This is a genomic window from Pandoraea sp. SD6-2 (genome assembly GCF_000389825.1).
Taxonomy (GTDB): domain Bacteria; phylum Pseudomonadota; class Gammaproteobacteria; order Burkholderiales; family Burkholderiaceae; genus Pandoraea; species Pandoraea communis.
In genome coordinates, this window is sequence record NZ_KB944423.1 from 559,414 (window position 1) to 581,611 (window position 22,198).

21 protein-coding genes are annotated in these 22,198 nt (G+C 62.2%); 7 read left to right on the forward strand and 14 right to left on the reverse strand.

Features of this window, described 5'->3' with window-relative positions; translation table 11 throughout:
- Positions 1 to 58 precede the first annotated feature (58 nt).
- From C266_RS02620 to C266_RS02630, 3 genes are all read right to left on the reverse strand, one after another.
- Positions 59 to 1,135 (reverse strand): ABC transporter substrate-binding protein, encoded by a 1,077-nt coding sequence (locus C266_RS02620; RefSeq protein ID WP_010807514.1) that lies wholly within the window; start codon positions 1,133 to 1,135, stop codon positions 59 to 61.
- Positions 1,136 to 1,297: 162 nt separating this feature from the next.
- On the reverse strand, positions 1,298 to 2,221 hold the full coding sequence (locus tag C266_RS02625; RefSeq protein ID WP_010807515.1) for a LysR substrate-binding domain-containing protein: 924 nt from the start codon (positions 2,219 to 2,221) through the stop codon (positions 1,298 to 1,300).
- 558 nt (positions 2,222 to 2,779) lie between these two features.
- A complete protein-coding gene (locus tag C266_RS02630; RefSeq protein WP_081636115.1) occupies positions 2,780 to 4,579 on the reverse strand; it encodes an iron ABC transporter permease in 1,800 nt (599 codons plus the stop codon).
- Positions 4,580 to 4,853: 274 nt separating this feature from the next.
- Here C266_RS02630 and C266_RS02635 point away from each other — a divergent pair, with 274 nt between their 5' ends.
- The 3 genes from C266_RS02635 to C266_RS02645 are packed head-to-tail and all read left to right on the forward strand — an operon-like array spanning position 4,854 to position 7,302.
- Complete coding sequence (locus tag C266_RS02635; protein WP_010807517.1) at positions 4,854 to 5,963, forward strand: ABC transporter ATP-binding protein; 1,110 nt, start codon at positions 4,854 to 4,856, stop codon at positions 5,961 to 5,963.
- A 59-nt stretch (positions 5,964 to 6,022) separates the two neighbouring features.
- The gene (locus C266_RS02640; protein ID WP_010807518.1) at positions 6,023 to 6,817 is read left to right on the forward strand and encodes a thymidylate synthase; all 795 of its coding nucleotides are present in this window, start codon (positions 6,023 to 6,025) and stop codon (positions 6,815 to 6,817) included.
- Complete coding sequence (locus C266_RS02645) at positions 6,814 to 7,302, forward strand: dihydrofolate reductase (RefSeq protein ID WP_010807519.1); 489 nt, start codon at positions 6,814 to 6,816, stop codon at positions 7,300 to 7,302. The genes C266_RS02640 and C266_RS02645 overlap by 4 nt, the downstream gene beginning before the upstream one ends.
- Before the next feature lie 52 nt (positions 7,303 to 7,354).
- Here the strand turns inward: C266_RS02645 and C266_RS02650 are convergent, their stop codons facing one another.
- From C266_RS02650 to pmbA, 7 genes are all read right to left on the reverse strand, one after another.
- On the reverse strand, positions 7,355 to 8,794 hold the full coding sequence (locus tag C266_RS02650; RefSeq protein WP_010807520.1) for a diguanylate cyclase: 1,440 nt from the start codon (positions 8,792 to 8,794) through the stop codon (positions 7,355 to 7,357).
- A 405-nt stretch (positions 8,795 to 9,199) separates the two neighbouring features.
- The gene (locus C266_RS02655) at positions 9,200 to 9,913 is read right to left on the reverse strand and encodes an ABC transporter ATP-binding protein (RefSeq protein ID WP_010807521.1); all 714 of its coding nucleotides are present in this window, start codon (positions 9,911 to 9,913) and stop codon (positions 9,200 to 9,202) included.
- Complete coding sequence (locus C266_RS02660) at positions 9,910 to 10,710, reverse strand: ABC transporter ATP-binding protein (RefSeq protein WP_010807522.1); 801 nt, start codon at positions 10,708 to 10,710, stop codon at positions 9,910 to 9,912. The genes C266_RS02655 and C266_RS02660 overlap by 4 nt, the downstream gene beginning before the upstream one ends.
- An 18-nt stretch (positions 10,711 to 10,728) precedes the next feature.
- Positions 10,729 to 11,604 (reverse strand): branched-chain amino acid ABC transporter permease, encoded by an 876-nt coding sequence (locus C266_RS02665; protein ID WP_010807523.1) that lies wholly within the window; start codon positions 11,602 to 11,604, stop codon positions 10,729 to 10,731.
- Between the two features lie 13 nt (positions 11,605 to 11,617).
- Positions 11,618 to 12,499 (reverse strand): branched-chain amino acid ABC transporter permease, encoded by an 882-nt coding sequence (locus tag C266_RS02670; RefSeq protein WP_010807524.1) that lies wholly within the window; start codon positions 12,497 to 12,499, stop codon positions 11,618 to 11,620.
- A 130-nt stretch (positions 12,500 to 12,629) separates the two neighbouring features.
- On the reverse strand, positions 12,630 to 13,781 hold the full coding sequence (locus C266_RS02675; protein WP_010807525.1) for an ABC transporter substrate-binding protein: 1,152 nt from the start codon (positions 13,779 to 13,781) through the stop codon (positions 12,630 to 12,632).
- Positions 13,782 to 14,001: 220 nt separating this feature from the next.
- Positions 14,002 to 15,360 (reverse strand): metalloprotease PmbA, encoded by a 1,359-nt coding sequence (gene pmbA, locus C266_RS02680; protein ID WP_010807526.1) that lies wholly within the window; start codon positions 15,358 to 15,360, stop codon positions 14,002 to 14,004.
- 115 nt (positions 15,361 to 15,475) lie between these two features.
- Here pmbA and yjgA point away from each other — a divergent pair, with 115 nt between their 5' ends.
- Both yjgA and mog read left to right on the forward strand, forming a co-directional pair.
- Positions 15,476 to 16,084 carry a ribosome biogenesis factor YjgA gene (gene yjgA, locus C266_RS02685; protein ID WP_010807527.1) on the forward strand — a complete coding sequence of 203 codons (609 nt, stop codon included), beginning with the start codon at positions 15,476 to 15,478 and terminating at the stop codon, positions 16,082 to 16,084.
- On the forward strand, positions 16,084 to 16,704 hold the full coding sequence (gene mog, locus C266_RS02690) for a molybdopterin adenylyltransferase (protein ID WP_010807528.1): 621 nt from the start codon (positions 16,084 to 16,086) through the stop codon (positions 16,702 to 16,704). The genes yjgA and mog overlap by 1 nt, the downstream gene beginning before the upstream one ends.
- A gap of 95 nt (positions 16,705 to 16,799) precedes the next feature.
- On the opposite strand, the gene orn is transcribed toward mog, so the two are convergent.
- The gene (orn, locus tag C266_RS02695; RefSeq protein ID WP_010807529.1) at positions 16,800 to 17,438 is read right to left on the reverse strand and encodes an oligoribonuclease; all 639 of its coding nucleotides are present in this window, start codon (positions 17,436 to 17,438) and stop codon (positions 16,800 to 16,802) included.
- 102 nt (positions 17,439 to 17,540) lie between these two features.
- Between orn and C266_RS02700 the strand changes: the two genes are divergently transcribed.
- Positions 17,541 to 18,788 (forward strand): M48 family metallopeptidase, encoded by a 1,248-nt coding sequence (locus tag C266_RS02700; protein WP_010807530.1) that lies wholly within the window; start codon positions 17,541 to 17,543, stop codon positions 18,786 to 18,788.
- A complete protein-coding gene (gene rsgA / locus C266_RS02705) occupies positions 18,785 to 19,726 on the forward strand; it encodes a ribosome small subunit-dependent GTPase A (RefSeq protein WP_010807531.1) in 942 nt (313 codons plus the stop codon). Before C266_RS02700 ends, rsgA begins: the two co-directional genes overlap by 4 nt.
- Positions 19,727 to 19,801: 75 nt before the next feature.
- Here rsgA and C266_RS02710 read toward each other — a convergent pair whose 3' ends face one another.
- From C266_RS02710 to rplS, 3 genes are all read right to left on the reverse strand, one after another.
- Positions 19,802 to 20,740 carry a CobD/CbiB family protein gene (locus C266_RS02710; RefSeq protein ID WP_010807532.1) on the reverse strand — a complete coding sequence of 313 codons (939 nt, stop codon included), beginning with the start codon at positions 20,738 to 20,740 and terminating at the stop codon, positions 19,802 to 19,804.
- 135 nt (positions 20,741 to 20,875) lie between these two features.
- Positions 20,876 to 21,562 carry a CoA pyrophosphatase gene (locus C266_RS02715; protein WP_036660987.1) on the reverse strand — a complete coding sequence of 229 codons (687 nt, stop codon included), beginning with the start codon at positions 21,560 to 21,562 and terminating at the stop codon, positions 20,876 to 20,878.
- Between the two features lie 233 nt (positions 21,563 to 21,795).
- Entirely contained in the window at positions 21,796 to 22,185 is a 390-nt protein-coding gene (rplS, locus tag C266_RS02720; protein WP_010807534.1) for a 50S ribosomal protein L19, read from the reverse strand.
- Positions 22,186 to 22,198: the final 13 nt, after the last annotated feature.

The following is a 22,198-nucleotide window of genomic DNA, read 5'->3' on the forward strand; positions in this document are numbered from 1 at the left end:
GCGGCAACGTGGGGAATGTGAAGTCATGACGTCCAAACGCGCGTTCGTCAGCAAACGCTCAGGGGTACTGTCGATTCGCCTGTATCGCGAAAGTGTTGGTCCACGTGTCGCTCAACCGGATCTGCGACGGCTTGACCTCGGGGGTGAACGACGCAAGCGCCCTCAGCGCCGTGGCGGGACCGTCGGCAGGCATCATGCCGTCCGGCGAAAACGCCTCGCGGCAGTTGGCGAAGGCCTTCAGATAGAGTGTCTTGTCGCCCAGCAGATAGGGCTCCGGCACCGTCTTCAGGAGATCGGCGGCAGAGGCGTGCTGGAGCCATTTGTCCGCCCGCACGATGGCATTGGCCAGTGCCTGCACCGTACGTGGATTCTTTTGGATAAAACTCTGCGGCGCGTACATTACGGCGGCAGGCATCGGTCCGCCGAACATGGCGCGGGTGCCGGCTTGCGTACGTGTGTCGACGAGCACCTTGAGGTCGCCCGACTCCTGCAACAGCGTCATCATCGGATCGACGTTGGAGATCGCGTCGACCTGTCCGCCACGGGCTGCGGCCACCACCGTCGCATTACTCCCGACACCGACAATGGACACATCGCTCGGCTTGAGGCCCACTTTCGCGAGCGCCACGTTCACCAGCATGTGCGTGCTCGATCCCGGCGCGCTGACGCCGATGCGCATCCCCTTCAGATCCTTGACGGACTTGACCTCACCGGCCTTGGCCTTCACCACACCGAGCACCAGTTGCGGCGCCGCGCCCAACACGGCGAACGCCTGATAGGTGAGCCCCTTGGTCTGCATCAGCAGCGTGTGTTCGAAGGCGCCGGTGCCCACGTCCGCACTGCCGCCGACAACGGCCTGCAAGGCCTTCGAGCCGCCGGCGAAGTCGTCGATGGTGACGTCGAGCCCTTCATCCTTGAAGTAGCCGAGTTGTTCGGCAATGGTCAACGGCAGGTAATAGAGGCCGGGCTTTCCGCCGACGGCAATCGTAATCTTCGGCTTTTCGAGCGGCTGGGCGGGGGCGGCAGATGCCCCGGCGCTCAGGCTCAATGCGACAAGGCCTAACGCAATCAGTGTGAGAACGAAAATCAGACGTCCCACGGCATCGCGCACTCGGCGCGCTTCGGTATGTGTCATCGCGTGTCTCCTCCCGCGCAATGCGGGACACAGGCGCGCTCCGGCTCGTCGGCCGGAATCGCTATCGGCCCTGCAAAGCATCCGCTGCCACCAATGCCACGACAAGTTGTGTTTCGGCATGCCAGACATCGCCAATCACGATGCTTGCCGCTCCCCCCTGCTTCAGGCGTTACCCTCTGTTACGTTACGCGCGCACAAATGATCGACCAGCATGCGCGATGCCACAGGCAAGGCGTCGTAGCGGCGCACACACACGATCAGACGCCGCTGCGCCCACGGGTCGGTGAGCGGCACGATGCGCAGCGCCTCACCGTCGGTCACTTGCGAATAGATGCCGACCGCCTCGCGCGGCGCCACCGCCAGCCCGAGATTGGCGCGCACCATGCGGCACACGGCTTCGAACGTCGATACATGAATGCGGAATTTGACGGTCTTGCCCTGCTCGGCGGCCAGGCGCCGCAGCACGGTGTACATGGCGCTGTCCGGATGCACGCCGACCTGATCGAAATCGAGCGTTTCGACGAATGCGAGTTGCTCCGCGCTAGCCAGTGGATGTTCACGGTGCAGCACGGTCACGATCTGGTCGTGGCGATAGGGAAAGACTTCGACGTCGCGGGTATCGACGGCGTCCCAGCAGATGCCGATGTCCGTGGCGCCGTCGGCCACGCCGCGCACGACCTGCGCACTGGTGTGTTCCTCGAGGTCGACTTTGACCCCATCATGCCGGCGCAGGAAAGCACCGAGTTCATCGGGCAAGGTTTCGACGATCGAGGAAACGTTGGCGAAGATGCGGATGTGGCCACGCACACCGCTGGTGTACTCGGACAGATCGCCCTGCATCTTCTCCAGACTTCGCAGCACGTTGCGCGCGTGATGCAACAAGGCCTCGCCCGCCGGAGTGGCACGCACGCCCCACTTGTGGCGCTGAAGAAGTGCGGAACCGACAAGTGATTCGAGGTCGTTGATACGCTTGCTGACGGCCGAGGGCGCGATGAATTCGCGCTCGGCAGCGCGGGCAATGCTGCTCTCTTCGCAAACGGCGACGAACAGTCGCAGCGAGACAAGATCGATCCGCCATAGCGCCATGCCTATCTCCCCAAGGCACTGCATTGACAGCGATTTTGCGGTGCATGTGGCAAAAACGCCACTCGCGACCGCCCCTGACGACGCCGGAAAACAACACCGAACCGCCGGCGAACGTTCGCAAACCATCATGAATGACTGTGAACGAACGCGGAATCCGGGAAAAAACGGTGATTCGACGACGCAAGGGGGGGAGAACGCGTCAGGCGTCGAACGGCACGAAACCGACTTCAAGGCAGCAGGTTGCAGACTGCCATCGGACGTCGGGCATCCGTCTCAAGTGCCTGCGCCGGCCCCTCCCAGGACAACCACTAGCGCATCGCTCCTGCGAGCAGAACGGCAGCCCAGCCGCCGTCCGCCGTGTCGAACGATACCTCGGGCGGTGGTGCCGACGCCAAGGCCATGAACAGCCAACATTTGCAAATGACGATCGCAATCATTTTGTTGACGCTCAATCATCCCGGCTTCGTTGCCGGGTCTGCTTTGACTATAGTGCGGCGCTATCGGCGCGGCAACCACCAATCCTGTCGAGAGTTTACGGGACCGGAGGGCGTTGCACGCTCACCCGCGCCGCGCAATGGCACGGGCCAGTACGAGCACCGGCAACAGTCCCACGAGCACGAGCGTCAAGGCCGGCACGGCGGCCTCGGCAAGGCGCTCGTCGGCCGCCAAATGGCTCGTGACGACCGCCAGCGTGTCCATATTGAACGGCCGCAGCGCGAGCGTGGCAGGCAGTTCTTTCATGACGTCCACGAATACCAGCAGTGCCGCCGTCAGCACACTGCCGCGCAGCAGCGGCAGATGCACCCGGCGCAGCATCGACCAGCCGCCCACGCCGAGGCTGCGGGCGCTGGCGTCGAGATTGGGGGCGATGCGGGCGAAACCGGCATCCACACTTTGCAGCGCCGCCGGCAGGAATCGCACGACATAGGCATAGATCAGCACGCCCCCCGTGCCCGCGAGCACCAGGCCGTCCGCGCCGAATACGTTGCCCAGCCAGGTGTCGAGATGCAGCACCGGCGTGAGAATGCCCAAGGCGATGACCGCACCGGGGATCGCGTAGCCAACGCCCACGAGCCGGACGGCGATGCGTGTCACGCGTCCCGGCGCCAGTCGCTGGGCGTAACCGAGCACGATGGCAAAGGCGCTCGCGACGAACGCCGCCACGCCCGCCAGACGCACGGTGTTGTAGACCCATTCGCCATAGCGTGGCCAAGGCACCTGATCCAGTTCGGAGACCGCGAGCCGCAGCATGATGAACGCAGGTAACAGGAAGCCGATGACGAGCGGCAGCGCACAGGCAAGCGTTGCCAGTGCCGCACGTCCGCCTCGCAGGCGAGTGCGTCTCGACGTCGTCGGCGAGCGTCCCGGCGCCCCGTAATACCGCAGCCGCGCCCGGCTGCGTGCTTCCGCGATCAACAGGACAAGGACGGCGAACAGCAGGCACGCCGAGAGTTGCGCCGCTGCCACCCGGTCCCCCATCGACAACCACGCACGGTAGATACCGGTCGTAAAGGTCGGCACCCCGAAGTAAGCGACCGCGCCGTAGTCGGCGAGCGTCTCCATGAGCACGAGCGCCACCCCCGCGACCAACGCGGGTCGCGCGAGCGGCAATGCCACGCGCACAAACGCCTGCACGGGCGTACACCCAAGCGAGCGTGCCGCCTCGAAGAAGCGCTGGCTGTGCTCCAGAAAAGCGGTGCGGGCCAGCAGATAGACGTAGGGATAGAAGGCCCCCGTGAAAACCCACGCCGCGCCATACCATGAGCGCACCTCCGGAAACCACGCCACACGGTCGACCGAGAGCAGCTTGCGCAATACGCTCTGCACCGGCCCGGCGAACTGGAGGAAGTCGGTGTACGCGTAGGCCGTCACGTATGCGGGCATCGCGAGCGGCAGGATCAGTGCCCACTCGAGCAGACGTCGTCCGGGAAACGCATAGTGAACGACAAGCCATGCACTTGCCACGCCCATGACGAGTACCCCGGCACTCACCGCCAACGAGATGCGCAGCGAATTGAGGGCGTATTCGGGCAGCACGGTATCCAGCATATGGGTGAGGATGGCGCGCGTGCCAGCATCTCCCGCCCCCAGCGCCGCCACGATGCCGAACATCGGCACAAGCACGATCAGCGCCGGGGCCCACGCCACCCACCGCCACGCCCACACGCTGCACAGCCGGCGTGCACGCCCACGCCGGGCGGCAGGGGAAGCATGAAACGAACCGCCGGGTGACGGCGTCTGTCCCGCCCCGGCGAGCGCGGCGGACGTGACCAGACCCTCAGCCGGATCACTTGCCCCGGACGAAGTATCGACGAAAACAGAATCGGTGGCGGCGCGTGACGGAGGCGTCGATGACATCGGCAGATCGAGACGGGTAGCAGTCAATGGGTGGACGATCAGGTGGCGGCTTGAAATACGCCGGTGACGGCCAGTCGCCGTATGCCCTGCATCGCCGCAAGGGAACCGGCAGGCGTTCACCGGTCTAAAGCGGTGTAAATTATACGCATTCGCGATTAGGACTCTGACGCGGCCGGAAATGGAAAGTGCCCGGCCGTCAAACCAAGCCGCCGATTCGCGCCCGTTCATCTGTTTCCGTTGACGTGCTCGCGTCGACACACGCTACGCCACGCCAATGCCTCTGCCTTATCTGCTGCTCGACCACATCTGTGTGAATTACGACGCCGCCGGCCACGTCCATACGGCCGTTCGCGACCTGTCGTTATCGCTTGCACGCGGCGAAATCGGCTGCCTGCTTGGCCCGTCCGGTTGTGGCAAGACGACGGTGCTGCGTGCCGTGTGCGGCTTCGAGCCGCTGGCGGGTGGCCGCATCGTCCTCGACGCGCACGAGGTGGCCAATGCGCAGATGAGCGAGCCGCCCGAGCGTCGTCACGTCGGCGTGGTGTTTCAGGATTACGCGTTGTTCCCGCATCTGAACGTGGCCCAGAATATCGGCTTCGGCCTTGGGCGCATGGCACGGGCCGAGCGTCATGACCGGGTGCAGACACTCGCTGAACGGGTCGGTCTGGCGGGCGCGTTGCGCAAGTATCCGCATGAACTCTCCGGCGGCCAGCAGCAACGCGTGGCGCTTGCGCGCGCGCTGGCGCCCTCCCCCGCCCTGCTGCTGCTCGACGAGCCGTTTTCGAATCTCGATCTCGATCTGCGTGAACGGCTGGCCGTGGAGGTGCGCGAGATCATCCGGGAGAGCGGTGCGACGGCGATTCTCGTCACGCACGATCAGCACGAAGCCTTCGCAATGGCCGATCGCATCGGGGTGATGCATGCGGGTGCCGTTGCCCAGTGGGCGCCCGCGCGTGAGCTATGGCGTACGCCGGCCAATCGTGTGGTTGCGGACTTCATCGGCCGCGGCGCGCTGATTCCGGGCACGTTCCGGGGCAATACCGAGGGTGGCGGCATCTCACTCGAACTGGGGGAAATTGCCGTCGTGCCGGCGCTGGCGGAAAAGTTGTTGCGCGCGGCGGCGAAAGACGCCTATCCGGTGAACGTCGACGTTCTGCTGCGAGCGGACGACATTGTGCACGACCCCGCCAGTCCGTTCGAAGCCACGCTCGTGAGGCGTGCGTTCCGTGGCGCCGACCAGCTTTATACGCTGCGTCTGGCGTCGGGCCAGGAGGTGATCGCACGTGTCGACGGCGAGTTGGCGCACGAGACGGGGGAGCGCGTGGGGTTACGTCTGGCGGTGCGGCATCCGGTGGCATTCACGGTCGGTGGCGCCCCGGTCTGACGCCCCTGAAGCACACCCTCACGCTGAGGCTGGTAGAATCCGGCAAAACGGATGGGCCTATGAAACAGTACCTCGACTTCATGCGCCATGTACTCGAACATGGCACCGACAAGACCGACCGCACGGGCACAGGCACGCGCTCGGTGTTCGGTTATCAAATGCGCTTCGACCTGCAGGAAGGATTTCCGCTCGTCACGACCAAGAAAGTGCATATCAAGTCCATCGTGCATGAACTCCTGTGGTTTCTGCAGGGCAGCACGAACGTGCGCTATCTGCAGGAAAACGGGGTGTCGATCTGGAACGAATGGGCCGATGCCAACGGCGAACTCGGTCCGGTCTACGGTGCCCAGTGGCGCTCGTGGCCGACGCCCGACGGCGGTCATATCGACCAGATCACGCAGCTCGTTGACCAAATTCGCGCCACACCGGACTCCCGGCGCCTGATCGTCTCTGCATGGAATGTCGGAGAGATTCCGCGCATGGCGTTGCCGCCGTGTCACGCGTTCTTCCAGTTCTACGTGGCAAACGGCAAGCTGTCGTGCCAGCTTTACCAGCGCAGCGCGGATATCTTCCTCGGTGTGCCGTTCAATATCGCAAGCTACGCACTGCTCACGCACATGATGGCGCAGCAGACCGGGCTGGATGTCGGCGACTTCGTGTGGACGGGCGGCGACTGCCATCTGTACAACAATCATCTGGAACAGGTCGCCACGCAACTCGCGCGCGAGCCGCTCCCGCTGCCGAAGCTCGAGATCGCGCGCAAGCCCGACTCGATCTTCGATTACCGTTTCGAAGATTTCCAGATCACCGGGTACGAAGCGCATCCGCATATCAAAGCGCCGGTGGCCGTATGACGATTCTCACGTTGGTCGTTGCCCGCGCCGAAAACGGCGTGATCGGGCGCGACAATCAATTGCCGTGGCGTTTGCCGGAAGATCTCGCCCACTTCAAGCGGACGACGCTCGGCAAGCCGATCGTCATGGGACGCAAGACCTACGATTCAATCGGCCGTCCGCTGCCGGGGCGCCGCAATATCGTGGTGTCGCGCAATCCGGATCTGAAAATCGATGGCTGCGAGGTGGCCGGCTCGCTTGTCGACGCGATGCGGCTGTGTGTGGGCACCGAGGAAGTCTGCCTGATCGGCGGCGCGCAGTTGTACGCTGAGTCGCTGGCGAGCGCGGACAAGGTGATCGTCACGGAGATTGCCAGAGCGTTCGAGGGCGACGCTCACTTCCCCGATCTACCCTCGGCCCAATGGCGGGAAACGGCACGTGAGACGCATCACTCCCCCGCCCCGAACGACTTCGATTACGCGTTCGTCACCTACGAGCGAATTTGATCTGACGGCGCGCACGCGCGCGCCGTTCTCGTTCTCACGCCGGGCATCCGGATCAGGCGTGCAGGTTGGCGTGCGGCACATGCTCCGCCGCACCGCCTTTGCCGTCAGTCGCCAGCGCAACGCCCTCGGAAACATACACGCGGTCACGGCCGAGACGCTTGGCCGTGTACAACGCCTCATCGGCCAATGCAATCAGGCGCTCCGGCGTATCGCCGGCATTCCCCTGCTGTGGCACGTGCGTCGCACACCCGACACTGACGGTCACAATCCCTTGCGGCCCCGGAGCGGGCCTCGCCAACGCCCGCACGCCCTCCGTTACGCGCGTGGCGACGAAATATGCGCCATTCGCGTCGGTTTCGGGCAGAACGATCACGAACTCTTCGCCACCGTAACGCGCCACGATATCCGCTGGCCGATGCGTCGCCCGCATGATGGCGAGTGCGACATGCTCAAGGCACTCGTCACCCACGGGGTGGCCGTACTGGTCGTTGTAACGCTTGAAATAATCGACGTCGACCATCAACAGCGATAACGGGTGCCCAGAGCGGCGCGCCTGCTCGAAATCCTGCGGAAACCGGTCGTTGAAGTAGCGGCGATTGAAAATGCCGGTGAGCGCATCGCGGTTGCTGTATTCGATCAATCGCAGATGCGCACGCGTGAGTTCTCGATACAACCGCGAGACTTCCCACACGAGCACGCAAACGAGTAACCCCGGCGCCGACATGCTGAACAACCGCGCCAGGTACCAGCCCAGCGAGAATCGCACGGTGCTCATCAGGCTGAGCACGGTGTCCGTCACGCACGCAAGGACTGCCAGCGCCATCCACAAATCCAGCACGGTACGCAGACGGCCGATCGCCAGCACGGCGCCCAACGAAACAAGATTCACCACCAGCAACACCACGCCCGCGCCCCGCGCAGAGAAGTCCCCCGGTGCCGTCGCCGGCGCCAGCGCAGGCGGCAACTGCACGGCCAATACCGTCACGCAGAGCAACGCCCCCACCACCAGCGGCAAACCGACGAAGAGCCACAACGCCCGCCCCGTCGGCAGCATCTGCGTCACGGACTGCAACACGAAAAGACGCCGCGAAATCATGGCGATGAGCACTAGCGAGGGAAAACCCATGTGCCAAATCGCCCAGATCCAGCCGGATGTCGTCGGAAACGCACCGAATAAGCCCTCCGGCGAGAACAGGCCCGGGAGCGTCAACAACTGCATGGCAACAGTCAACGCCGTGAACGCATAGGCACCGGCAAGCAGCCCGAACACCGGCAGCCGACTTACCTGAAACTGCGCCGCCAACAGAAACGATGCAATCGCCGCCGTCGTGAACACGGTCAACCCGCACATGGGCAAAAATGGCGCGACCGCCGGCAACGCTGCCGTCGCCTGCGGTGCCGTCAATATCAGAGCGGCAAGGATCGCGATCGCCAGACAGCCCGCCAATGCCCGCTGCCCCCTCGATGCCCGCTCCATCAGAAAGCCGTCCATGTCGCCCCCTTCGCCGCTATTTTCGAAGCCCCATGCAGCCCCGGCATCATCTGGCACCGGGAACGCCCCCCTTCCGACTACCGTTTAGCCGCAGCATGCACCAATTCATCCCCCCTGCCAATGTGCCTTTTTTTCTCTTCGATTGTCGCTCTGACTTACCCTTAACACCCCCCTCCAGACGGATCGGAGCCCCTTTCCGCCTCTCAGACATAAACCCAACTCGCTGCAGAAAGGGGCCCCGATCCGTCTCCACCCTCGCCTTCGAAGGGGGCCTTCTATCCCCCCTATACGAAAAACGGCGTCGACCAGCTATCGTCAGATAACCCGTCGACGCCGCGTTGGCTACGTCGTCTGCTCTTCCCCTCCCTCACATGAATGAGGGGTTATGTGCTTTTTCTTAGGAACTCATCCGCCTAGGTACGCTTCCAGTACTCGAGGGTTACCCAGCAGATTGCGGCCCGTGTCTTCCAACACCACTTTGCCCGTCTCCAGCACGTAACCATGTTGCGCGATTTTCAACGCCTGCCGCACATTCTGCTCCACCAGGAAGATGGTCAACCCATCCGCGTTGATCTCTTTCAATGTGCTGAAAATGCCCTGCACGATGATCGGCGCAAGACCCATCGACGGCTCGTCGAGCAACAGCAAGCGCGGACGCGCCATCAATGCACGACCAATCGCCAACATCTGCTGCTCCCCCCCCGACAAGTTACCCGCCATCTGGTCGATTCGCTCCGCCAGTCGCGGGAATCGCTCCAGCACCTTGTCCAGATCCGGCTTCACGTTCTGCTTGTCTCGACGCGTGTAGGCACCCAGCTCAAGGTTCTCGCGCACCGACATCGTCGTAAGCGTAGCTCGGCCCTCCGCCACCTGTACCAAGCCGCGCTGCACGATCTTGTTCGGCGCCAAACCACCAATCTCTTCGCCCTGGAACAGAATCGAGCCGGCCTGCCTCTTGATAAGTCCGGACAGCGCCAGCAGCGTCGTCGACTTGCCCGCGCCATTGGCCCCAACAAGCGAGGTGATCTCATGCTCGCGCAACGAAAAATCGACGCCCTTCACCGCTTCGATATGCCCATAGGCCACCTTCAGGCCCTTCACTTCGAGCAACACACTCATGCCTTGTCCTCCGCGCCAGCCGCAAGCGCAGCCATATCGTCGTCGTCATCACGGCCAAGATATGCCTCGATGACCTGCGGGTTGTGCTTGATCTCGTCAGGCTTGCCCTCGGCAATGATGCGGCCGAAGTTCAACACCGCGATGCGTTCGCATAGCCCCATCACGAAGCGCATGTCGTGCTCGATCATGAAGATCGTGTAACCACGCGCCTTGATGTTCTCGATCTCGCTCATGAGATCGACCTTCTCACCCGTATTCATGCCCGCCACCGGCTCGTCGAGCAGCAACAGCTTGGGCTCGGTCGCAAGCGCACGCGCCAGTTCGAGCTTGCGCTGGTCGCCGTACGAAAGGTTGTCGGCAATGTCGTACGCCTTGTGATCGAGCTTTACCCACGAAAGCAACTCGTGGGCGCGCTCGCGCGAACGCTTCTCCATCTCCCGAAAACCCGGCAGCGAAAGCAGCAGGCCAGCCGGGCCGTAGGAAAGATGGCGGTGCATGCCAACCACCACGTTCTCGATCAACGTCATCTCCTTGAAGATGCGAATGTTCTGGAACGTGCGGGCAATGCCCCGCTGCGTGATCTTGTGCGGCTTCTGCCCCACAAGACTCTCGCCGTCGAACGTAATGCTGCCGCCCGTCGGCTGCAACAGGCCGGTGATCAGGTTGAAAACGGTCGTCTTACCCGCACCGTTCGGGCCAATCAGGCCGAAGATGGTGCCCTGCGGCACCTCGATGTTCACGTCCTGCAGAACGTGCAATCCACCGAATCGTTTGGAAATATTGGAAAGCTTGAGCATGTCGTGTCCCTCGTCCGCTTACGTGGAAGAGGCCGAACGCGCCTTGTCGGCACGGAACCAGCGGCGAAATCGCATCGGATCCCAGATACCCTTGGGCAGAAACAGCACGATCAGCACCAGAATCAGGCCGTTGACCACAAGGCGGAAGTCGTTGAACGCACGCAGCAACTCAGGCAACAACGTAAGAATGGTGCTGCCCAGTACGGGCCCCGCCAATCCGTTGATGCCGCCCAGAATTGCCATCGTCAGAATCTCGACGCCACGGTCGAAACCGAATTCGTTCGGTCCGATGAAGAACGTCAGATGCGCATTGAGCGCCCCTGCCAACCCGGCAAGCACCGCCCCCAGCACGAACGCCAACATCTTGTAGCCCGTGACATTGATGCCCATGAGGCCCGCCGCCGTCTCGTCTTCCTTGATGGCCTCGAAGGCACGACCGACCTTCGAGCGGCGCAAACGCCACAGCGCGGCCAGTACGATTACCACCGCTGCCGCCACATGCCACCACTGGGTGAGCTGCGGAATGCCGTTCAGGCCCAACGCACCGCCTGTCAGGTCTTCGGTGTTGAGAATCAGCACCCGCACGACTTCACCGAAGCCGAGCGTCGCCATCGCCAGATACACCCCCGACAGACGCAGCGTCGGCTTGCCGATGATGAACGCGACAAGCGCCGGCGCCGCCATGCCACCCGCGAGCGACACGGCGAACGGCGTGTCGTAGTTCATCGTGAGCAACGCGGCAGTGTATGCACCAATGCCCATGAACGCCGCATTGGCCATGGCCAGCATGCCGCACGAGAGCGTGAGGTATATCGACAGGGCCAGCAACGCGTTGGTGCCAAGCGTCAACACCAGATTGCTGTAAACCGCCCAGAAATTATTGAACCAGTCCATTGCGCCCCCGTGATTACGCTTTGCGTTCGAGCACTTTGCCGAACAACCCCTGCGGACGCACCAGCAGGATCAGAAACAGCAGGCCGAACGCCACGGCGTCGCGCATGTTCGAACCGATGTACGCGACCGACATGACCTCGGCAAAGCCAAGGAACAAGCCACCGATCATCGCACCACGGATGTCGCCCATACCGCCCAGAATGATCACCGCGATACCCTTGTGCAGCATCGGCTGCCCCATCAGCGGGAACACCGCGTTGGAGTACAACCCGATCAGCACGCCAGCCATGCCACCCAGCCCCGCCGCAGCGAACGACGTCGCCAGGAACAGGCCCTCGACGTTGATCCCGAGCAAATAGGCTGCCTTCGGCGATTCGGCAATGGCACGCAACGCGCGGCCCAGTTGCGTCTTCTTGATCGTGGTGATAAGCACGGCCATGAGCGCAAACGAGATGAAGATGATCGCGAGTTCGAGCACCGTCATGTGAACGCCAGCGACGGTCAGGGTCTCCTGCGACACGACGTCGTACGGGAAACGCAAATTCTCCGCACCGAATATGCCCTGTACACCGTTGTTGAGCAGAATGCCCACGCCAATGGTCGCGATCATCGGGATCAGGTGAGGCGCGCCGCGTTTGCGCAACGGTTTGAGCACCAGCACGTCGATGAGCAAACCAAGCGAGCCGGCAACGATAACCGCCGTCAGGATGGCCGCCCAAAGCGGCAGATGAAGGCGCACGACGGCTTGCAGCGCCGCATAGGCACCGACCATGAAGACCGCGCCGTGCGAAAGATTGATGACGCCGAGGATGCCGAACACGAGTGTGAACCCGAGCGCGAACAAGGCGTACACGCACCCGAGGGAGAGCGCGTTGACGAGTTGCTGTTCCAGCATGGTGTGTATTCCAGCCTGAGGGACAAAGGCACGCGCCGCTTGGGGGCACGGCGTGTGCCAGAAACGCCGATGGGCGTAGCGCCTTTCGGCCCTACGCCCATGCTGACTTCTTCAAGTACTGCCGGGCTGCTTACTTCTCGATGACGTACTTGCCACCCTTCGTCACACTGACGATCGGCGCCTGTTGCGCATCGTAGCCGGCCGGCTTGCCGTTCTTGCCCATGGCCTGACGGAACGCAAACTTGCCCGTAGCGCCTTCGTGCGTGACCTTCGGCAGCGCGTCGCGCAGTGCCTTACGGTCAGCTTCCAGGTTGCCCGAGATCTTCACGTTCTTGATGGCAGCGGCTGCAATGTACATCGCATCATACGACTGCGCCGCGAACTGATCAGGAGCCACGTTGTACTTGGCCTTGTAGGCACCGATGAACTTCGTGTTGGCCGGCGTGTTGTTCTCGATCGACCACGGGCTACCCACCCACAGGCCATCCGAGCTGCCCTTGGCCAGATCGAACACCTTGACCGAGTTCATGCCGTTACCACCAATGAAGGGCACGTTGATACCCAGTTGGCGGGCCTGCACCATGATCGGCGCACCTTCGGCAATCAGCGCCGACAGCACGATGGCGTCGGGCTTGCTCGCCTTGATCTTGGTGAGCTGCGCCTTGAAGTCCACGTCGCCCTTGGCGAACGTTTCGGTCGTCGTGACCGGGATCTTCAGATCCTCAAGGGCCTTCTTGAAGTTGTCGTAGCCGCTCTTGGTGAACACGTCGTCGTTGCCATACAGCACGGCAACCTTCTTGATACCCGTGTGCTTGGCCGCCACCTTGATGGTCTCCGGCAGCACGTCGGCTTCCGTCACCGAGTTGCGGAAGATGAAGTCGCCGATCGACGTAATGCCGTCAGCCGTGTTCGACGTACCGAAAGCCACCGTCTTGCCGGCTTGTGCGATCGGATCGGCAGCCTGTGCCGAGTTCGACAGCGTCGGGCCGAACACCATGAGTACCTTGTCCTGGAAGATCAGCTTCTTGAAGACGTTGATCGCCTCTTCCTTCTTGCCCTGCTCATCTTCGACCTGAAGGACGAGCTTGTTGCCATTGATACCGCCGGCTGCGTTGATTTCGTCAGCAGCCAGTTGGAAACCATTCTTGATGGCCGCGCCATATTGCGCAGCGCCGCCCGACAGTGCTTCGGCCACGCCAATCTTCAGATCGGCTGCGTGGGCCGCAGCCACCATCCCCGTAGCGACAAGCGCGCTCAGCAACTTGGTCATGGTGCTTTTCATGAGTCTTCTTCCTCCAATACCTAGTCTCTAGTTATGAGAAGGCGCGCCTTATGAGCGCGCCCATTACCCTAACTACCGTGTCTGTTCTTAAGCCACGGCTTAAGAAAACTCCTAAGGATAACGCAAACCGCCTGTGCCGGACACGGGGCAAAAGGGTTTTTGCCTTGTTATGGCGCATAAATGCAACGCGTTTATCGCGCCATAACCGCTTTTTGCAGCATCAATGACCGGCGATGGTCATTTGTTCAATCAGGATTGACCCGACTTCTTTGGTACCGCGTACGAGCGTGTCGGCCCCGATCGCAACGATCTGGCGGAACATGTCGCTCAGGTTGCCCGCCAGCGTGATTTCCTCAACCGGGTATTGAATCTCACCGTTCTCGACCCAGAAGCCCGACGCGCCACGCGAATAGTCGCCCGTCACGTAGTTCACGCCCTGTCCCATCAGTTCGGTGACGAGCAGGCCCGTGCCCAGCTTGCGCAACATCGCACGGAAGTCGTCCGTCGGCGCCGTGAGCTTGCTGTACATGCGCAGGTTGTGGGAGCCGCCGGCGTTGCCGGTCGTCTGCATACCCAGCTTGCGCGCCGAGTAGGTGGAAAGGAAGTAGCCCTGGACCACGCCGTCGCTCACGACGTCCCGTGCGCGCGTCTTCACACCCTCCTCGTCGTACGGGGCACTGCCCATGGCGCGCGGCACATGCGGATCTTCGTAAATGCCCACGTGGTCGGCGAACACCGGCTTGCCCAGTGTGTCGACAAGGAACGTGGCCTTGCGGTAGAGCGCACCGCCACTCACCCCCTGCACGAACGCCCCCAGCAGACCGGCGGCGAGCGGTGCCTCGAACAGCACCGCACATTTGCGTGTGGAGAGCTTGCGGGCATGCAGGCGCGCCAGCGCACGCTCGGCGGCGTAGCGGCCCACCGCCTCGGGCGACGCCAGATCCTCGGCAGCGCGCTTGGACGAATACCAGTCGTCGCGCTGCATATGGCTGCCCGAACCCGCGATCGGCGAGACCGACAGGTAATGGCGCGAATACGGATAGCCCGAAAGGAAACCGCGGGTCGTGCCAAGCATGAACTGCGAATGCTGCGCCGACACGCTCGCGCCTTCGGAATTGCGGATGACCGGGCTCACGTCGAGCGCCGCCTTCTCGGCACGACGCGCCAGTTCTACCGCTTCATCCGCAGCGATGCGCCACGGATGAAACAGCGACAGATCCTGCGGATGCATTTCCAGCAGTTCGGACTCGGCGAGCCCGGCACAGTCGTCCTCCGCCGTGAAACGGGCGATGTTGTAGGCGGCGTCGACCGTGTCGTGCAATGCCTTGCGCGAGAAGTCCGACGTGCTGGCGTTGCCGCGACGCTGACCGATGAAGACCGTCACGCCCACGAGCTTGTCGCGGTTGCGCTCGATGGTCTCGACCTTACCGCGCCGCACCGAGACCGACAGACCGTCGCCCTCGGAGATTTCGGCGGCCGCATCGGTGGCGCCGAGCGAACGGGCGTATTGCAGTACGTCGCTGACGATTTCCTTGAGTTGGTCCTGGGTATGCGTGAAATGCTGGGTCGCTTGGGACATCGGCGCGATTGGGTCAGTGGCTGAATAGGAACCGCCATCTTAGCGCGACTTCCTCACCGTCGTGCGTGGGCCCGGCAACTATTTGGACGGCGCGCGCCGCGTTACAATAGCGCCCATGACGCACATTCAACGCTTTAACCGTATCGCCCACAGCGAGCTTGCCGACGAAGGCCCGAGCAAATCCCAGCGCAAGCGCGAATCGCATGCCCTCCAGGATCTGGGCGAAGAACTGGTCAACCTTGGCAAGGACGCGCTCGCCCGCGTGCCCATGCCCGATAACCTTGAACGGGCCGTCCGGGACTGCCGCAAGATCACGGCACACGAAGGCCGCCGTCGACAGATGCAGTACGTGGGCAAGCAAATGCGTACCCTCGATGAGTCCGAAGTCGAGGCAATTCGTCGCGCCCTGGACGTCATCAATGGTGTCTCGAAGGCGGAAACGGCCAAGCTGCACGCGCTCGAACGCTGGCGCGAGCGCCTGCTGGCCAAGGACGAAGCCCTCACCGAACTGCTCGCCCAGCACCCGGGGGCCGATGCCCAGCAACTGCGCACGCTCGTTCGCAACGCCCGCCGTGAACAGGCTGCGCAAAAGCCGCCCAAGGCCTTCCGTGAACTGTTCCAGGCCCTCAAGGACCTGCTTGGCACCGGATCGCCCAGTACCGCCGAATCTTCGGACGATGCGGATAACGATTTGCCGGAATTCCCAACCCGTGAGGAAGATTGATGATCGCGCGCTCACATCCGGACGAACTCCGCGTAGGCCTCGTCTCGATCAGTGACCGGGCGAGTCAGGGCACGTACGAGGATCAAGGCATCCCGGCGCTCAAGGACTGGCTTGCCAGCGCGCTCGCCTCACCGTGGGTGGCCGAAACCCGCCTGATTCCCGACGACGCCGATGGCATCACCGCGACGCTGATCGAACTTGTCGACACCATGGCGTGCGATCTGGTGCTCACCACCGGAGGGACAGGACCCGCGCGGCGCGACGTTACGCCGGAAGCCACGCTGCGCGCGGGCACGAAGGAAATGCCAGGCTTCGGGGAGCAGATGCGCCAGATCAGCCTTCGCTTTGTACCGACCGCTATCCTCTCGCGTCAGGTGGCCGTGATCCGCGAGACGGCAGATCACGCCGCCCTCATCGTCAACCTGCCCGGTCAGCCCAAGTCGATCAAGGAAACCCTCGAAGGGCTGCGCGACGCCGACGGAAAATCGGTCGTGCCCGGCATTTTTGCCGCCGTGCCGTATTGCATCGACCTGATCGGCGGGCCGTACATCGAGACGGATGAAGGCATCTGCAAAGCCTTCCGCCCCAAGAGCGCGATTCGCGCGCCGAAATCGGCGTGACCCGTCCGCCATCCAGACTTCCCGGATCGCCCGTTTCAGTGATCCAAAACAAAACGCCAGCGATTTCGCTGGCGTTCTTTGTCATGCTGCGGGCATCAGGCCGGGGCCGATCTCGGAGTGTCAGGTGCGCCGGGCACGGCCGTTTTCAGGAAATGCTCGCGGTAATACACCAGTTCGTCGATCGACTCGTGGATGTCGGCCAACGCGGTGTGAGCCGCGCGCTTGGTAAAGCCCTTATAGACCGTGGGTTCCCAGCGCCGGCATAGCTCCTTGAGCGTGCTGACGTCCAGATTCCGGTAGTGGAAAAACGCCTCGAGCTTGGGCATGTACCGCGCCATGAAACGGCGATCCTGACAGATCGAGTTACCGCACATCGGCGACTTGTTCGGTGGTACGTACTGAGACAGGAACTCGATCAACTGGGCTTCGGCCGACGCTTCGTCAACGATTGACGCCTTCACGCGGTCGATCAGCCCCGAACGGCCATGCGTCGACTTGTTCCAGTCGTCCATGCCGTCCAGAACGGCGTCCGACTGATGAATCGCGAAGACCGGTCCTTCGATTCGGCGCGTCAGCGCAGAATCCGTGACGACGACCGCCACTTCGATAATGCGGTCGCTATCGGGCTGCAAACCGGTCATTTCCATGTCGAGCCAGACCAAATTGAACTCGGCCCGTGCAAGCGTCGTCTCTGCCGCGGCAGACGTGGGATTTTGGGATGGAGTGACAGACATGATCGGAAGACTCTGGAAAACGCATCGGTGGGCGACCGGCGCGGCGCCTGGCCGGTCGAAAGAACTTATAATTCTCGCATACTTCGGATTCTTCTTAAGCGCATGTTCACTTATCTCTTCGTGATCTTCCTGCTGGCGATGGTCATGACCAAGCTCTGGCTGGCCGCTCGTCAGGTTCGCCATGTGGTCGCCCATCGGGCAGCCGTCCCCGAGCGGTTCGCCGACACGATCACGCTGACAGACCACCAGCGCGCCGCCGATTACACGGTCGCTCGCACGCGCCTGGGCATGGCGGAGATCTTCGCTCAGGCGGTGCTGCTCGTCGCATTCACGCTGCTTGGCGGGCTGAATGTGCTGCACATCGGCATCTCGGAATGGCTCGGTGAAGGCTATGTGGGCCAGATCGCGCTGATCGCCGCCGTCCTGCTGATCTCCGGCATCGTCGACCTGCCCTTCACTTACGTGCGGCAGTTCGTGATCGAACAGCGGTTCGGCTTCAACCGCATGTCGCTCGGGCTGTTCATTGCCGACCTGGTCAAGGGCACTGCCATCGGCATTGTGCTCGGGCTGCCGCTGCTCTTCGTCGTGCTGTGGCTGATGGAACGCGCGGGGCCACTGTGGTGGCTATACACCTGGGTCGTCTGGGTCGCATTCAACCTGTTCGTGCAGTTCATCTTCCCGCACGTCATCGCCCCGATGTTCAACAAGTTCGAGCCGCTCTCGGACGCATCGCTGGCACAACGCATAGAAGGACTCATGCGGCGATGCGGTTTCGCAGCCCGCGGCCTCTTCGTGATGGACGGCTCCAAACGCTCGGCACACGGCAACGCGTATTTCAGCGGTTTCGGCCGCGCCAAGCGCATCGTGTTCTTCGATACGCTGATCGAGCGACTCTCCCCCGCAGAAATCGAAGCTGTGCTGGCGCACGAATTGGGCCACTTCAAGCGTCGCCACATCACGAAACGGCTGATCGCCGCCTTCGCGTTGTCGCTGGCGTTCCTTGCTCTGCTTGGATGGCTGGCCGGACGCACATGGTTCTACACCGAACTCGGCGTGATGCCGTCGATGACCGGCAGCAACAATGGATTGGCACTGGTGCTGTTTTTCCTTGTACTGCCCGTGTTCGGCTTCTTCGCGAGCCCGCTGAACAGCCTGACGTCTCGCAAGCACGAATTCGAGGCCGACGCGTTCGCCGCCAGCCAGACCCAAGCGAGCGATCTGATCAATGCCCTCGTAAAGCTGTACCAGGACAACGCATCAACGCTCACCCCCGACCCGGTCTACACCGCGTTCTACTACTCGCATCCGCCTGCATCCCAGCGCATCGACCGTCTGCTGGGGCACGCATGAAGCGGAGCAGCAAAAGTAAGGCTACGCCGGTCGAGACGACAGACCACGAACGACGCCACGGCCGTGTGGCGGCAGCCCACGGCCGCCACTATGTCGTGGAAGCCGACAATGGCGAAACCGTGCTGTGCTTCCCGCGCGGCAAGAAAAGCGAAATTGCCGTTGGCGACGAAGTTGCCTGGGCACGCACGGGCGATCAGGGGGTCATCGAGGAGATTCTGCCGCGCCGTAATCTGCTCTATCGTTCGGACCAGTTCAAAAGCAAGCTCTTCGCCGCCAACATTGACCAGTTAGTCATTATGCTGGCGACCGAGCCGTATTTCAGCGAGGATCTGCTCGGCCGCGCGCTCGTGGCAGCAGAAGCCAATGAGTTGCGCCCGTTGATCGTCCTCAACAAGACGGATGTGGTGGATGCCCTGCCCGCAGCGCGCGAGCGTCTGGCGCCGTATCGCGCGTTGGGTTATGAGGTGCTGGAGCTTTCCGTGCGCGCCGATCCGGACACTTCGAAGACATTGTTGCTGCCGCGCCTCGCGCACCAGGCGTCGTTGTTGCTTGGGCAGTCGGGCATGGGTAAATCCAGCCTCGTGAATCTCGTAGTGCCCGATGCCGATGCGGCAACGCGCGAAATCTCCACGGTGTTGAACTCAGGCAAGCACACGACCACCTTCACGCGCATCTTCCATCTGCCCGAAGGCGGCTTGCTCATCGACTCACCGGGCTTTCAGGAGTTTGGTCTGCACCACCTCAAAGAAGGGGCACTGGAGCGCGCATTTCCCGAGTTTCGTCCACTGCTCACCGGGTGCCGGTTCTACAACTGCCATCACCTGAAAGAGCCGGGTTGCGCCATTCTCGAGGCCGTCGCCGACGGACGGATCTCGAAACAGCGGCATGCGCTTTATGCACAGCTCGTCCACGAATCGGAGCAACAGATCCCATATTGAGGTGTCTGTCAGAACCCGATCCGCAAAAAAACCCCGCTTCTGCGGGGTTTTTCATAGGTGCTGCCGCTTGAACTATCAGCCCAGCCACACAGCGAGGGTCAGGAGCAACAGCAGGAGCATCCACAACAGAACAGCGCGCCACACCAGACCCACAGCCGCTTGAAGCGTGCGAGGGGTGCATTCGCTGCCGACCGGCAGAACGGCATCATCGACCTGATTCAGCGCATCGACGCTGGAGACTTCCGCCAACGGCCCCGTGAGTCGCGCGCCGAGAGCACCGCTACCCGCCGCCAACAGAATGCCTTCGTTTTCATTCGGCCACTGCTTCGCGTAGTGACGCCATGCATAAATCGCGTCTTCAAAGTTGCCGACGATGGCGAAACCGATCGCCGTCAAACGTGCCGGCACCCAATCGATGACATAGAACGCCTTGCGTGCAAAGACGCCGAACGCCGGGCTACGATCCGGCGCGTTTTCCGTCCAGCGTCGCGACAGGTATTCCGCAAGACGGTACAGCACCGCCCCCGCCGGACCAACCGGCATCAGGAACCAGAAGAACACGCCGAATACGTGGCGATGTGAGGCAATGACCGCATGCAACAGCGTGTGGCGCACGATTTCGTCCACCGGCATGTCGACCGTGTCGATACCAATCCACTGGCGCAAGATCTCACGCGCCTCGTTCACATTGTCGTTGTTCAGTGCGACGTGAATGTCAGTGAAGTAGTGGCTGAACTGACGGAATCCCATCGTCAGATAGACGATGAACACGTTCCAGGCAAAGCCCAGGAAAATATTCACCCGCATGAGCAGGTAATAGATGACGCCAACCGCCAGCACAAACGGCAACACGACGACCATCCACGCCAGCACACCGTGACGCGGCTGCCCCGCATCGAAGGTCTGCGACGTGTGGGTCGCGTGGGAGCGAATCAGGTTGTAGATCGGGTTTTGCGTGGAGAGCGCACGCACCTGCTCGAGGATCAGCGCGAGGAGTACCGAAAAGAATGTCATGCGTGCGTTCAGGTCACCAGACGGAATGGTGTAACGATAGCACAGCTTCTCTCGAATGCCCGCCCCAAGCGCCTCTGCGGCGCACTCACTTCACCATTCAAGCAGACAACGCGCAAAAACGATTCGCCTTTCGCGTCAGGCCCGCAAGAGTTGGTAGAAATTACGCAACATGCCCGCCGTCGCGCCCCAGATGAAATACTCTCCCCCTGTTGGCTTCGGATACGGCATCGCGTAAAAGCGACGCTCGCCCACCTGATAGTTGAAGACACGGATCTGGTGATGCGCAGGGTCCATCAGGAAATTGAGCGGGACCTCGAAAATCTCGTCCACTTCACCGGCATCGGCGACAAGATCAAATGGCGGTTTGACCAGGCCCACGACCGGAGCGACGCGAAAACCCGTTCCCGTGATGTAGTCCGGCAAGCGGCCGATCACTTCCACCGCTCCCGAATCAAGCCCGATTTCTTCTCGCGATTCGCGTAGGGCGGTCGCGATCGGCGTAGGGTCATCAGGCTCGCGGCTGCCGCCAGGAAAACTCACCTGTCCGGCATGCGTGCTGAGATGTTGCGTTCGTCTGGTGAGCAATACCGTGGTGCCGTGCGGACGCATGACCAGCGGCACGAGCACGGCAGCGGCGCGCGGCGTGAACAGCGACGGGGAGACGACTTCGATAGCACCCGACTCCGGTGTCCAGATCGGCGGACTGGCAAGGCGGTCTCGCAATGCTTCGGGGGTCAACCGCTCTGCCGGCACCGTGGGCTCCCCTTCGCCCGTTGAGACGATGGGTAACGCTTCAGGATGCAGAATGAGAGGTGGCGCCACGTAGACCTTTGAACGAGGGAGAACTTCGCTATTTTAGCGAGGAAGCCGGAAAGACGTACACGCGAAGAAAATACCAATCCCCCGGCAATTCGACGCATTCGATGGCGATGGCGCGCCGCCGCATTTGAATACATGCGGCATAGCACAATGAAAAAAGCACCCCGAAGGGTGCTTTTTCCATGCGGCTTTGGCTACGCCCGGCCACGAGGTCGCCAGACGTAGCGGCGTCCGATTTACTCGGCAGCAGCAGTGGTCTTGCTCTTGAACGTGAGCTTTTCCTTGATACGTGCCGACTTGCCCGAACGCTCGCGCAGGTAGTACAGCTTGGCGCGGCGAACATCACCACGACGCTTGACTTCGATGCTGGCGATCAGCGGCGAGTACGTCTGGAACGTACGCTCAACGCCTTCACCCGACGAAATCTTGCGAACGATGAACGCCGAGTTCAGGCCACGGTTACGCTTGGCGATCACAACACCTTCGTAAGCCTGCACACGCTTGCGCGTGCCTTCCACAACGTTCACGTTGACGATCACGGTGTCGCCCGGGGCGAAATCGGGGATCGTCTTGTTCGCGGTCAGACGCGCGATTTCTTCCTGCTCGATCTTAGCGATCAGATTCATTTACCACTCCTTG